The following is a 12,970-nucleotide window of genomic DNA, read 5'->3' on the forward strand; positions in this document are numbered from 1 at the left end:
AAGGAAGGGAAGTCTGATGGCAGAAGTAGAAGAGTTACGAGTACAACCTCAAGATATCTTAGCTGAGCAATCCGTTTTAGGGGCTATCTTTATTGACGAGAGTAAGCTTGTTTTTGTGCGAGAATATATTGAGTCTCGGGACTTTTTTAAGTATGCCCATCGTTTGATTTTCCAAGCTATGGTCGATTTATCCGATCGTGGCGATGCTATAGATGCAACAACGGTTCGTACCATTCTTGATAATCAAGGTGATTTACAGAATATTGGTGGCTTGTCTTACCTGGTTGAGATTGTCAATTCTGTGCCAACTTCTGCTAATGCGGAGTACTATGCTAAAATCGTTGCAGAGAAGGCCATGTTACGGCGATTAATCTCCAAGTTGACAGAGTCTGTCAATCAAGCTTACGAGGCTTCGCAACCAGCTGATGAAATCATTGCTCAGGCAGAAAAAGGCCTGATTGATGTCAGCGAAAATGCTAATCGAAGTGGATTTAAGAACATTCGAGATGTGTTGAATATCAACTTTGGAAATCTGGAAGCTCGCTCGCAACAAACGACCGATATTACAGGTATTGCGACAGGCTATCGTGACTTGGATCATATGACGACTGGTCTGCATGAGGAGGAGTTGATTATCCTAGCAGCCCGTCCGGCGGTTGGTAAGACAGCCTTTGCTTTGAATATTGCGCAAAATATTGGAACTAAGTTGGACAAAACGGTTGCTATCTTTTCGCTTGAAATGGGTGCAGAAAGTCTAGTAGACCGTATGTTGGCGGCAGAAGGGTTGGTAGAGTCGCATTCTATCCGTACGGGTCAATTGACTGATGAGGAGTGGCAAAAATATACCATTGCTCAAGGGAATCTAGCTAATGCAAGTATCTATATCGATGATACGCCAGGGATTCGGATTACAGAGATTCGTTCTCGTTCTCGTAAACTGGCTCAAGAAACTGGAAATCTTGGTTTGATTTTAATAGACTATTTGCAGCTTATCACGGGAACTGGTCGGGAAAATCGTCAACAAGAGGTTTCAGAAATTTCACGTCAGTTGAAAATTTTAGCTAAGGAACTGAAGGTTCCAGTAATTGCTCTAAGTCAGCTTTCTCGTGGTGTAGAACAACGTCAGGATAAGAGACCGGTCTTGTCTGATATTCGTGAATCTGGGTCTATTGAGCAGGACGCTGATATCGTAGCCTTTCTTTATCGCGATGATTACTATGAGCGTGGTGGTGAAGAAGAGGAAGGCATACCGAATAATAAGGTAGAAGTTATTATCGAGAAAAACCGTAGTGGAGCTCGTGGAACGGTGGAATTAATTTTCCAAAAAGAGTACAATAAATTTTCAAGTATCTCAAAGAGGGAGGCATAAGATGTCAGATGCATTTACAGATGTAGCCAAGATGAAAAAAATAAAAGAAGAAATCAAGGCACATGAGGGACAAGTCGTAGAAATGACTTTGGAGAATGGTCGTAAGCGCCAAAAAAATAGATTGGGTAAGCTAATTGAGGTTTATCCATCCCTATTTATCGTTGAATTTGGGAACGTTGAAGGAGATAAACAAGCTAATGTTTACGTTGAATCCTTTACTTACTCAGATATCCTTACAGAAAAGAATTTGATTCATTATCTTGACTAAAGTGAGAAATTTTCTCACTTTTTCTTTTTTTCTCCGAATAGTTTAAGTGAAGGTAATCTTCGATTTATATTATTTTTCAAGGAGGAAGAATGAAAATTTCACCATTTAAAGTAGCAGAGACAAGGTTTTCTTTCAGAAAATCAGCTAAAAAGGTTGTTCCCTTTTTAGTAGTAGGATTGATGTTAGCAGCGGGTAATAGTGTATATGCCTATTCAGGAGGAAATGGATCGATTGCGCGTGGGGATGATTATCCTGCTCATTATAAAAATGGGAGCCAGGAGATTGATAAGTGGCGCATGTATTCTCGTCAATGTACTTCTTTTGCAGCTTTTCGTTTGAGTAATGTCAATGGTTTTGAGATTCCGGCTGCTTATGGGAATGCGAATGAATGGGGCTATCGTGCTCGTCGTGAAGGCTATCGTGTCGATAATAGACCAGCGATTGGCTCCATTGCTTGGTCTACTGCAGGAACTTATGGTCATGTTGCCTGGGTGTCAAATGTAGTGGGAGATGAGATTGAGATTGAAGAATACAACTATGGAATAAGGGAATCTTATAATAAGCGTGTCGTGAAGGCGAATACTATGACTGGTTTTATCCATTTTAAAGATTTAGCTGGTGGCAGTGTTGGGAATAGTCAATCCTCAGTTTCAACAGGAGGAACACATTATTTTAAGACTAAGGCTGCTATCAAAAATCAGCCTCTAGCTAGCGCAACTGCAATTGATTACTATTATCCTGGGGAGAATGTTCATTATGATCAAATTCTCGAAAAAGATGGGTACAAGTGGTTGAGTTATACGGCTTATAACGGAAGTCGTCGCTATATCCAGCTAGAGGGAGTAAGCTCTTCACAGAATTATCAGAATCAATCAGGAAATAGCTCTAACTATGGATCCAATAACAGTTCAACTGTTGGTTGGAAGAAAATAAATGGTAGTTGGTATCATTTCAAATCAAATGGCTCTAAATCAACAGGCTGGTTGAAGGATGGTTCTAGCTGGTATTATTTGAAATCATCTGGTGAAATGCAGACAGGCTGGTTAAAGGAGAATGGCTCGTGGTATTATCTGGATAGTTCAGGGGCAATGAAAACAGGCTGGTATCAAGTTTCTGGTAAGTGGTATTACTCTTACTCTTCGGGCGCCTTAGCCGTCAATACGACGGTGGATGGCTACAGAGTAAATAGTGATGGAGAACGAGTATAGAAAATTGGAGTAGGAAAATTTTCCTACTCTTTTCTGTAAGCAGTTTCCTTGACATTTTTTTTGTTTTGCGCTATCATATGTCCATATAATATATGGGAGTCTGTGTACAGTCTGAGAGGAAGTGTTAAACTTCGACCGCACCTGATCTGGGTAATGCCAGCGTAGGGAACGATACTTAGTCTATTCTGCACCTTTTCCATGTATGGTAAAGGTTTTTCTTGTTGTCAAAGGAAAACGAGAAGAGGAGGTTGTTATGAAAGCAAGCATTGCCTTGCAAGTTTTACCCCTATCACAGGGGATCAATCGGATTGCTGTTATTGATCAGGTCATTGATTACCTGCAAGCTCAAGAAGTGACTATGGTGGTGACACCATTTGAAACGGTCTTGGAAGGGGAGTTTGATGAGCTTATGCGCATTCTCAAAGAAGCGCTAGAAGTGGCAGGGCAGGAGGCAGATAATGTCTTTGCCAATGTCAAAATAAATGTAGGAGAGATTTTAAGTATTGATGAGAAACTTGAAAAGTATACTGAGACGACACATTAGTCTATTGGGCTTTCTAGGAGTCTTGTCAATCTGGCAGTTAGCAGGTTTTCTTAAACTTCTCCCCAAGTTTATCCTGCCGACACCTCTTGAAATCCTCCAGTCTTTTGTGCGTGATAGAGAATTTCTCTGGCACCACAGCTGGGCGACCTTGAGAGTGGCTTTGCTGGGGTTGGTTCTGGGAGTTTTGATTGCCTGTCTCATGGCTGTGCTTATGGATAGTTTGACTTGGCTCAATGACCTGATTTACCCTATGATGGTGGTTGTTCAGACCATTCCGACCATTGCCATAGCCCCTATCCTGGTTTTGTGGCTCGGTTATGGGATTTTGCCCAAGATTGTCTTGATTATCTTAACGACAACCTTCCCCATCATCGTCAGCATTTTGGACGGTTTTAGGCATTGTGACAAGGATATGCTGACCTTGTTTAGTCTGATGCGGGCCAAACCTTGGCAAATCCTGTGGCATTTTAAAATCCCTGTCAGTCTGCCTTACTTTTATGCTGGTCTGAGGGTCAGTGTCTCCTACGCCTTTATCACAACAGTAGTATCTGAGTGGTTGGGAGGCTTTGAAGGACTAGGTGTCTACATGATTCAGTCCAAGAAACTGTTTCAGTATGATACTATGTTTGCTATTATTATTCTGGTATCGATTATCAGTCTTCTCGGTATGAAGCTGGTTGATGTCAGTGAAAAATATGTTATTAAATGGAAACGTTCGTAGAATAAGAATGTTTCTGAAAAAGAAAAGAGGAAATTGAAATGAAGAAAACATGGAAAGTGTTTTTAACTGTTTTAACAGCTCTTGTAGCTGTTGTGCTTGTGGCCTGTGGTCAAGGAACTGCTTCTAAGGATAATAAGGAAGCAGAACTCAAGAAGATTGACTTTATCCTAGACTGGACGCCAAATACCAACCACACAGGGCTTTATGTTGCTAAGGAAAAAGGTTATTTCAAAGAAGCTGGAGTGGATGTTGATTTGAAATTGCCACCAGAAGAAAGTTCTTCTGACTTGGTTATTAACGGTAAGGCACCATTTGCAGTCTATTTCCAAGACTATATGGCTAAAAAATTGGAAAAAGGAGCAGGAATTACTGCCGTTGCAGCTATTGTTGAACACAATACATCAGGAATCATCTCTCGTAAATCTGACAATGTAAGCAGTCCAAAGGACTTGGTTGGTAAGAAATACGGAACTTGGAATGACCCAACTGAACTTGCTATGTTGAAAACCTTGGTAGAATCACAAGGTGGGGACTTTGAGAAGGTTGAAAAAGTACCAAATAACGACTCAAACTCAATTACACCGATTGCCAATGGAGTATTTGATACTGCATGGATCTACTACGGATGGGATGGTATCCTTGCCAAATCTCAAGGTGTAGATGCTAACTTTATGTACTTGAAAGACTACGTTAAAGAATTTGACTATTACTCACCAGTCATCATTGCTAACAACGACTACCTCAAAGACAACAAAGAAGAAGCACGTAAAGTCATCCAAGCTATCAAAAAAGGATACCAATATGCTATGGAGCATCCAGAGGAAGCAGCTGATATCCTCATCAAAAATGCACCTGAACTCAAGGAAAAACGTGACTTTGTCATCGAATCTCAAAAATACTTGTCAAAAGAATACGCAAGCGACAAGGAAAAATGGGGGCAATTTGATGCAGCTCGCTGGAATGCCTTCTACAAATGGGATAAAGAAAATGGTATCCTTAAAGAAGACTTGACAGACAAAGGCTTCACCAACGAATTTGTGAAATAATGACAGAAATAAGACTAGAACACGTCAGTTATGCCTACGGACAAGATAGGATTTTAGAGGACATCAATCTGAAAGTCACTTCAGGTGAAGTGGTTTCTATCCTAGGCCCAAGTGGTGTTGGTAAGACTACGCTTTTCAACTTAATTGCGGGGATTTTAGAAGTTCAGTCAGGGAGAATTGTCCTTGATGGTGAAGAAAATCCCAAGGGGCGCGTGAGTTATATGTTACAAAAGGATCTGCTCTTGGAGCACAAGACAGTGCTTGGTAATATCATTCTGCCCCTCTTGATTCAAAAGGTGGATAAGGCAGAAGCTATTGCTCGCGCAGATGAAATTCTTGCGACCTTCCAGTTGACAGCTGTAAGAGATAAATACCCTCATGAACTCAGTGGTGGGATGCGTCAGCGTGTAGCTTTACTCCGAACCTATCTTTTCGGGCATAAGCTCTTTCTCTTGGATGAGGCTTTTAGCGCCTTGGATGAGATGACCAAGATGGAACTCCACGCTTGGTACCTTGAGATTCACAAGCAGTTGCAGCTAACAACCTTGATCATCACGCATAGTATCGAGGAGGCCCTCAGTCTCAGCGACCGCATCTATATCTTGAAAAATCGTCCTGGGCAGATTGTTTCAGAAATTAAACTAGATTGGTCTGAAGATGAGGACAAAGAAGTCCAAAAGATTGCCTATAAACGTCAAATTTTGGTAGAATTAGGCTTAGATAAGTAGAAAAATAGGGAGTTGGTGAAGATTATCCTTTACCAGCGCCCTTTTTCTTTTAAAAATGAGAAAATTTCGGTATAATAGTCAAAGATAGTCAAGGTTTAAAGAGAGAGGTGGGTTTGTAATGAGATTTAAAAATACATCGGATCATATTGAGGCCTACATCAAGGCGATTTTAGATCAATCTGGAATTGTGGAGTTGCAACGGAGTCAGTTGGCAGATACTTTTCAGGTTGTTCCTAGTCAAATTAACTATGTGATTAAGACACGCTTTACGGAAAGTAGAGGCTACTTGGTTGAAAGTAAGCGTGGTGGTGGAGGCTATATTCGTATAGGGCGGATTGAGTTTTCTAGTCATCATGAAATGCTCCGAGAACTGCTTTACTCGATTGGTGAGCGAGTTAGTCAAGAAATTTATGAGGATATTCTGCAGCTTTTGGTTGAGCAGGAATTGATGACTAAGCAGGAGATGAATTTGTTGATGGCAGTAGCTTTGGATCGCGTTCTAGGAGAAGAAGCTCCAGTCCTTCGAGCTAACATGCTACGACAGGTCATACAAGAGGTAGATAGAAAAGGGAAGTAAGATGAACTATTCAAAAGCATTGAATGAATGTATCGAAAGTGCCTACATGGTTGCTGGCCATTTTGGAGCTCGTTATCTAGAGTCTTGGCACTTGTTGATTGCCATGTCCAATCACAGTTATAGTGTGGCAGGGGCGACTTTAAATGATTATCCATATGAGATGGACCGTTTAGAAGAGGTCGCTTTGGAATTGACTGAAACGGACTATAGCCAGGATGAAACCTTTACGGAATTGCCGTTCTCCCATCGTTTGCAGGTCCTTTTTGATGAAGCAGAGTATGTAGCGTCAGTGGTCCATGCTAAGGTGCTAGGGACAGAGCATGTCCTTTATGCGATTTTGCATGATGGAAATGCCTTGGCAACTCGTATCTTGGAGAGGGCTGGTTTTTCTTATGAAGACAAGAAAGATCAGGTCAAGATTGCTGCCCTACGTCGCAATTTAGAAGAACGTGCAGGTTGGACTCGTGAAGACCTCAAGGCTTTACGCCAACGCCATCGTACAGTAGCTGATAAGCAAAATTCTATGGCTAATATGATGGGCATGCCCCAGAATCCTAGTGGTGGTCTCGAGGACTATACGCATGATTTGACAGAGCAAGCGCGTTCTGGCAAGTTAGAACCAGTCATCGGTCGGGATAAGGAAATCTCGCGTATGATTCAAATCTTGAGCCGTAAAACTAAGAATAATCCTGTCTTGGTTGGAGATGCTGGTGTCGGAAAAACAGCCTTGGCACTTGGGCTCGCTCAGCGTATTGCTAGTGGTGACGTGCCAGCGGAAATGGCTAAGATGCGCGTGTTAGAACTTGATTTGATGAATGTCGTGGCAGGGACACGTTTCCGTGGTGACTTTGAAGAACGCATGAATAATATCATCAAGGATATTGAAGAAGATGGCCAAGTAATCCTCTTTATCGATGAACTTCATACCATCATGGGTTCTGGAAGCGGGATTGACTCAACTCTAGATGCGGCCAATATCTTGAAGCCAGCCTTGGCGCGTGGAACTTTGAGAACGGTTGGTGCCACCACTCAGGAAGAATACCAAAAACACATCGAAAAAGATGCGGCCCTTTCTCGTCGTTTCGCCAAAGTGACGATTGAAGAGCCAAGTGTTGCAGACAGCATGACCATTTTGCAAGGCTTGAAGGCGACTTATGAGAAACATCACCGGGTGCAAATCACAGATGAAGCGGTTGAAACAGCGGTTAAGATGGCTCATCGTTACTTGACGAGCCGTCACTTGCCAGACTCTGCTATCGATCTCTTGGATGAGGCAGCAGCAACAGTGCAAAATAAGGCGAAACATGTAAAAGCAGACGATTCTGGCTTGAGTCCAGCTGACAAGGCCTTGATGGATGGCAAGTGGAAACAAGCAGCTCAGTTAATTGCAAAAGAAGAGGAAGTGCCTGTCTATAAAGATTTGGTGACAGAGTCTGATATTTTGACTACCTTGAGTCGTTTGTCAGGTATCCCAGTCCAAAAACTGACGCAAACAGATGCTAAGAAATACTTGAATTTGGAAGCTGAATTGCACAAACGTGTCATCGGGCAAGATCAAGCAGTTTCAAGCATTAGCCGTGCCATTCGCCGCAACCAGTCAGGGATTCGCAGTCACAAGCGTCCGATTGGTTCCTTTATGTTCCTAGGACCTACAGGTGTCGGGAAGACCGAATTGGCCAAGGCTCTGGCAGAAGTTCTTTTTGATGACGAATCAGCCCTTATCCGCTTTGATATGAGTGAGTATATGGAGAAATTCGCAGCCAGCCGTCTCAATGGAGCTCCTCCGGGCTATGTAGGTTATGAAGAAGGTGGGGAGTTGACCGAGAAAGTTCGCAACAAACCATATTCCGTTCTCCTCTTTGACGAGGTAGAGAAGGCCCATCCAGACATTTTTAATGTTCTCTTGCAGGTCTTGGATGATGGTGTATTGACAGATAGCAAGGGACGCAAGGTAGACTTCTCAAATACCATTATCATCATGACGTCAAACCTTGGTGCAACTGCCCTCCGTGATGACAAGACAGTTGGTTTTGGGGCGAAGGATATTCGTTTTGACCAGGAGAATATGGAAAAACGCATGTTTGAAGAGTTGAAAAAAGCTTATAGACCTGAGTTTATCAACCGTATTGATGAAAAGGTGGTCTTCCATAGCCTATCTAGCGATCATATGCAGGAAGTAGTGAAGATTATGGTCAAACCTTTAGTGGCAAGTTTGGCTGAAAAAGGCATTGACTTGAAATTACAAGCTTCCGCACTGAAATTGTTGGCAAATCAAGGATATGACCCAGAGATGGGAGCTCGTCCACTTCGCAGAACCCTGCAAACAGAAGTGGAAGACAAGTTGGCAGAACTTCTTCTCAAGGGAGAATTAGAGGCAGGCAGCACACTTAAAATTGGTGTTAAAGCAGGCCAGTTAAAATTTGATATTGCATAAAAATGGAGAATCAGGAGTAATCTTGATTCTTTTTTCGCAACGTTTTTATAAAAAATGATAAAAAACTATTGACAAAACAAAAATATAGTTTATAATAAAAACATAGATAATGAAAATATCAAAAAATATAAAAAGGCAATAGGTTTATGAAAAAGAAAACAGCAGTGGTATTTGGAACCTTTGCTCCGCTTCATCAAGGTCATATCGATCTGATCCAGCGAGCGAAGCGACAGTGTGACCGGGTCTGGGTTGTCGTTTCAGGCTATGAGGGAGATAGAGGGGAGCAGGTAGGCTTAACGCTTCAAAAAAGATTTCGCTATATCCGAGAGGCCTTTGGTGATGACGAGTTGACCTCTGTCTGCAAGTTAGACGAGAGCAAGCTTCCCCGTTACCCTATGGGCTGGCAGGAGTGGTTGGACCAAATGTTAGCGGAGATTTCCTATGATGAAACCCAGCAAGAACTAATTTTCTTTGTGGGAGAAGCAGACTACCAGCAAGAATTATCAAATCGTGGCTTTGAGACTGTCTTGCAAGAAAGAAAGTTTGGTATCTCAGCGACTATGATTCGAGAAAATCCAAGCAAATATTGGAAATATATTGCTCAACCCTTCCGACGTCAGTTTACAAAGAAAGTGTTGATTATGGGAAGTGCCAGCAATGGGAAGACCACTCTAGCCAAGGATTTGGCTAGGTATTACGATGCACCAGTCAGCTTGGAATACGCACGTGAGTACCAGATCAAAAACAATGTCCGCGACGATGAATTGACTCCAAAGGATTATTATTATCTCCTGTTGGGGCAGTATGACCAGACCTCTAAGTTAATCGATAGCAATGCCAATAGGGGACTGGTGATAGCAGACACCAACTCCTTAGTAACCAAGGGCTACTATGATTATTACATGGAGACTGAGGATCAAGAGGACTTATCAGGAGAAACATTTGACAATCTCTTTGCCTCGATCTTGGCTAAGGAAAAATGGGACTTGATTCTCTTTGTGCAACCTGTTGGCTCTTATGTCAATGACGGCTTTAGAGATATGACCATGGCAGAAGACCATATTCGTCACAGTTTTTCCCAGCATTTGGACCAGATGAGAGAGCGATATTTAACCACCATTCCACTAGTTTATCTAGCAGAGGATTATCTAGGAAATTATGAAGCAGCAAAAGTGGCTATTGATGCCATTTACCAAGCAGATTAGGAGAAAAATATGAAAAAACTAACTGAAAAAATCACACAATTTATCGAAAACTTTAAAAATGTCCATGCAGAAGCCCGCAAGATTGGTTTTGCAGGAATCATGCACTTGCTCTGGAAAGATCTCTTTGTCGGCCGTAGCCTCTTACAGTGGTTGTATCTCATCGCCTTGTCAAGTGTTCCCTTGATCTTGGAATTCACTCAAAATACAGATAGTCACGATTGGTTAAGCTTGTTTGCATCTTGGACTGGGATTGTCTGTGTCATCTTGGTAGCAGAAGGTCGTGCAAGCAATTATCTCTTTGGGGCCATTAACTCTGCTATCTATCTGATTTTGGCTATGAATGCGACTTTTTATGGCGAAGTTTTGACGACTGTTTACTTCTTTGTCATGCAACCGATTGGTCTCTATGCTTGGTTGTCCAATCGTATCAACGACCAAGGAAAACCAGAAGAATCCCACTTTGAAGCTAAGAAATTATCTGTTTTTGATTGGCTCAAATACTTGGCCTTGACTGCTATCATTTGGATTGGTATGGGCTTAGCTTACCAAAGTATCCATAGTGCTCGCCCTTTCCGTGATAGTGTTACCGATGCGACCAATGGTGTCGGTCAGCTCTTGATGACCCGTCTCTATCGTGAGCAATGGATTTTCTGGATTGCAACCAATCTCTTTAGTATCTACCTCTGGTGGGGTGAAAATATCCACATCCAAGGGATGTACTGGGTTTACACACTCAATAGTCTAGTAGGTTGGTACCAATGGACCAAGGCAGTTCGTAAGGAGGCATAAAATGACGGACACGATGATTCCAGCTGGGATGACAGAAAGAGAATATTTTGAAATTCATGCAAGTCAGGAGGAATTTTTAGATTGGTACTACAAGCAAGAACTCCCTCAATATGAAAAGCCAAGTGTGACGGTAGATATGGTAGCCTACTGCTTTGTCGAAGGAAAGATCAAGCTCTTACTAATCCGTCGCAAGGCTCATCCATATCAAAACTGTTTGGCCTTAGTTGGAGGGTTTATGGATAAGGGAGAAGATGCTGCACATGCCTGTCAGCGTGAGGTGAGAGAAGAGGTCAACCTCGATCTTCCTTTAGAAAAAATCGAGCAATTGATGACTGTATCAACTCCCGGTCGTGATCCACGTGGCTGGACGGTGACCATTGCCCACTTGGTTTATCTGCCTAGTCGAGCATTAGAACTTGTTCAAGCAGGAGACGATGCCAAGGATGTTGTTTTCGTAGATGTCGATTTTCAGACAGGAAAATGCTACCTAGAGGGAGTGGAGTTGGAAGAGCATGCCTTCGCTTTTGACCATTATGCTATTATCCAAGAATCCATCAAACGAATCCAAGGGCGCCTCGACTGGAACCCGACCTTCCTCTATCTGCTGGAGGAGGAGTTCACTGTCTACGAAGGGACTGAACTGGTCAATCTTATCAACCCCGGTCGTCCAATCGTCAGTAATAACTTTCTCGTAAAATATGGAGAATATGTAGAAGAAGTTGGACTCAAACGAGTACCTAAAAAGAAACCAAGAAAAACCTATCGATTGAAATAAAAAGCGAGGCCGGGACAAGTTCCCGACCTCTTTGTTTACTGTCATGAGATGGTTTTATTGTTGCGATTGCTTTTAGGTGTGCCTATCTTTCTTAGGATTGCTCAACATGTGAGTAAAGAAGTCTTTGTATCGATACTTAAGATAGTTCTCATGTAAAAATAACAAAGCGATATAAACAATCATAAAGACTGTAGTCAGATAGAAGACATCAAATGCAGTTCGCGAATAGTAAGTGGCTGACTGATAAGAGCCAATAACTCCTAAAATCAACCAAGGAAGATACTTGAAATACTTATTTAGCATAAGAATGCACCTCCTATATTCTATTTCAATGTTATTATATTTCTTCGCACTTAAAAATGCAAGCGATTACACAAAAACAAATTTAAATTTTTAATAGGAAAATCTCTTGTTTTTTCTATTAGATTACGAATAGAAGAGTAGGAGGAGTAAATGTGTCTAAAGTATTTAAGATTTTTAAAATAGTTTAGAAAAATTGTTGACATATTTGATTCTCAATGTTACAATTATATTACAAAAAGATTTCTTTATATTTCTAAAATATTACAAAGGAGTAGAAAAATGAAAAAGAAAACTTATATCAAATTGATGGCAGCGACTGTATTGGCTTCTACCTTGCTATTAGGAGCTTGTGGAAATAAAAAGGAAACAACTCAAGCAAGCAGTTCTGCTAAGACAAGCCAATCATCAAGCTCTAAAGCAACTTCTTCTAACAAAGAAAGCAAGACTCAGAAGTCCTCAAGTTCAGCTTCATCTGAAAAGGCCAAGGCGTCTACTGACCAGCCTTCAGCAACTGCAACACCATCACAAGCGGAACCTGCGCCAGAGCAAAGGCAAAATCAAGAAGTAGTTAATCAACAGGCTGCTAGTCAACAAACTCCTGCTCAGGCTCCTTCAACTCAGCAGGCTCCTCAAGCCCAGTCTAATCAATCAAGCTATGATCCAACAACTGACCGCAAACTTCAAGACAAGCAAGCAGAGCAAAATAAACGCTACAAGGGTGTTTTAACCATGGTAGATGGTGATTTCTCAGCTGCAGCAGGCAATTGGAAGGGAGCAAATGGCGAAACCATCACAGTTTCATCAGGTGGTCAATTTACAGTAGAATCTGCTGATGGAAAGAAAGAAAACTACTCTATCAAAGGCTATTCTTATACTCTTGACGATGGTAAGTATAATGCCAAAATTGGTGGAGGAAAAGTCATCCAAATTACAACAGGAGCGGATGGTAAGGTTTCCAGTGTTGCTTTGAGTCAATAATAACCCTCAGTATTTGAATTTTTAC

At 41.7% G+C, this 12,970-nt stretch carries 14 protein-coding genes and 1 riboswitch; of the genes, 13 read left to right on the plus strand and 1 reads right to left on the minus strand.

The window, feature by feature from the left end; genetic code table 11:
- Nucleotides 1-16 precede the first annotated feature (16 nt).
- The 12 genes from dnaB (at nucleotide 17) to M1G12_RS03615 (ending at nucleotide 11,664) form a co-directional block, all read left to right on the plus strand.
- Nucleotides 17-1,369, plus strand: coding sequence for a replicative DNA helicase (dnaB, locus tag M1G12_RS03560; RefSeq protein WP_004263550.1), 1,353 nt, complete (start codon nucleotides 17-19; stop codon nucleotides 1,367-1,369).
- Between the two features lies 1 nt (nucleotide 1,370).
- On the plus strand, nucleotides 1,371-1,637 hold the full coding sequence (locus tag M1G12_RS03565; RefSeq protein WP_001278169.1) for a Veg family protein: 267 nt from the start codon (nucleotides 1,371-1,373) through the stop codon (nucleotides 1,635-1,637).
- 89 nt (nucleotides 1,638-1,726) lie between these two features.
- On the plus strand, nucleotides 1,727-2,845 hold the full coding sequence (cbpD, locus tag M1G12_RS03570; protein ID WP_070528354.1) for a choline binding-anchored murein hydrolase CbpD: 1,119 nt from the start codon (nucleotides 1,727-1,729) through the stop codon (nucleotides 2,843-2,845).
- Between the two features lie 82 nt (nucleotides 2,846-2,927).
- A riboswitch (TPP riboswitch) is annotated at nucleotides 2,928-3,030 on the plus strand.
- 68 nt (nucleotides 3,031-3,098) lie between these two features.
- Nucleotides 3,099-3,389 (plus strand): thiamine-binding protein, encoded by a 291-nt coding sequence (locus M1G12_RS03575; RefSeq protein ID WP_000647688.1) that lies wholly within the window; start codon nucleotides 3,099-3,101, stop codon nucleotides 3,387-3,389.
- On the plus strand, nucleotides 3,352-4,110 hold the full coding sequence (locus M1G12_RS03580) for an ABC transporter permease (protein WP_162174238.1): 759 nt from the start codon (nucleotides 3,352-3,354) through the stop codon (nucleotides 4,108-4,110). Before M1G12_RS03575 ends, M1G12_RS03580 begins: the two co-directional genes overlap by 38 nt.
- A 38-nt stretch (nucleotides 4,111-4,148) precedes the next feature.
- The gene (locus M1G12_RS03585) at nucleotides 4,149-5,156 is read left to right on the plus strand and encodes an ABC transporter substrate-binding protein (protein WP_004261900.1); all 1,008 of its coding nucleotides are present in this window, start codon (nucleotides 4,149-4,151) and stop codon (nucleotides 5,154-5,156) included.
- The gene (locus tag M1G12_RS03590; protein WP_237447132.1) at nucleotides 5,156-5,884 is read left to right on the plus strand and encodes an ABC transporter ATP-binding protein; all 729 of its coding nucleotides are present in this window, start codon (nucleotides 5,156-5,158) and stop codon (nucleotides 5,882-5,884) included. The genes M1G12_RS03585 and M1G12_RS03590 overlap by 1 nt, the downstream gene beginning before the upstream one ends.
- A 118-nt stretch (nucleotides 5,885-6,002) precedes the next feature.
- Nucleotides 6,003-6,461, plus strand: a complete 459-nt coding sequence (locus M1G12_RS03595; protein ID WP_042901850.1) for a CtsR family transcriptional regulator — start codon at nucleotides 6,003-6,005, stop codon at nucleotides 6,459-6,461.
- A 1-nt stretch (nucleotide 6,462) separates the two neighbouring features.
- Nucleotides 6,463-8,895 carry an ATP-dependent Clp protease ATP-binding subunit gene (locus M1G12_RS03600; RefSeq protein ID WP_237447133.1) on the plus strand — a complete coding sequence of 811 codons (2,433 nt, stop codon included), beginning with the start codon at nucleotides 6,463-6,465 and terminating at the stop codon, nucleotides 8,893-8,895.
- 146 nt (nucleotides 8,896-9,041) lie between these two features.
- Complete coding sequence (locus M1G12_RS03605) at nucleotides 9,042-10,100, plus strand: AAA family ATPase (protein ID WP_237447134.1); 1,059 nt, start codon at nucleotides 9,042-9,044, stop codon at nucleotides 10,098-10,100.
- 9 nt (nucleotides 10,101-10,109) lie between these two features.
- The gene (gene pnuC, locus M1G12_RS03610; protein ID WP_237447135.1) at nucleotides 10,110-10,889 is read left to right on the plus strand and encodes a nicotinamide riboside transporter PnuC; all 780 of its coding nucleotides are present in this window, start codon (nucleotides 10,110-10,112) and stop codon (nucleotides 10,887-10,889) included.
- Between the two features lies 1 nt (nucleotide 10,890).
- Nucleotides 10,891-11,664, plus strand: coding sequence for an NUDIX domain-containing protein (locus M1G12_RS03615; protein ID WP_237447136.1), 774 nt, complete (start codon nucleotides 10,891-10,893; stop codon nucleotides 11,662-11,664).
- A 72-nt stretch (nucleotides 11,665-11,736) separates the two neighbouring features.
- On the opposite strand, the gene M1G12_RS03620 is transcribed toward M1G12_RS03615, so the two are convergent.
- The gene (locus M1G12_RS03620) at nucleotides 11,737-11,967 is read right to left on the minus strand and encodes a hypothetical protein (protein WP_237447137.1); all 231 of its coding nucleotides are present in this window, start codon (nucleotides 11,965-11,967) and stop codon (nucleotides 11,737-11,739) included.
- Between the two features lie 279 nt (nucleotides 11,968-12,246).
- Here M1G12_RS03620 and M1G12_RS03625 point away from each other — a divergent pair, with 279 nt between their 5' ends.
- On the plus strand, nucleotides 12,247-12,945 hold the full coding sequence (locus M1G12_RS03625) for a hypothetical protein (protein ID WP_237447138.1): 699 nt from the start codon (nucleotides 12,247-12,249) through the stop codon (nucleotides 12,943-12,945).
- The last annotated feature ends 25 nt before the right edge of the window (nucleotides 12,946-12,970 follow it).

The organism is Streptococcus mitis, from assembly GCF_023110375.1.
GTDB classification, from domain to species: Bacteria; Bacillota; Bacilli; order Lactobacillales; family Streptococcaceae; genus Streptococcus; species Streptococcus mitis_CI.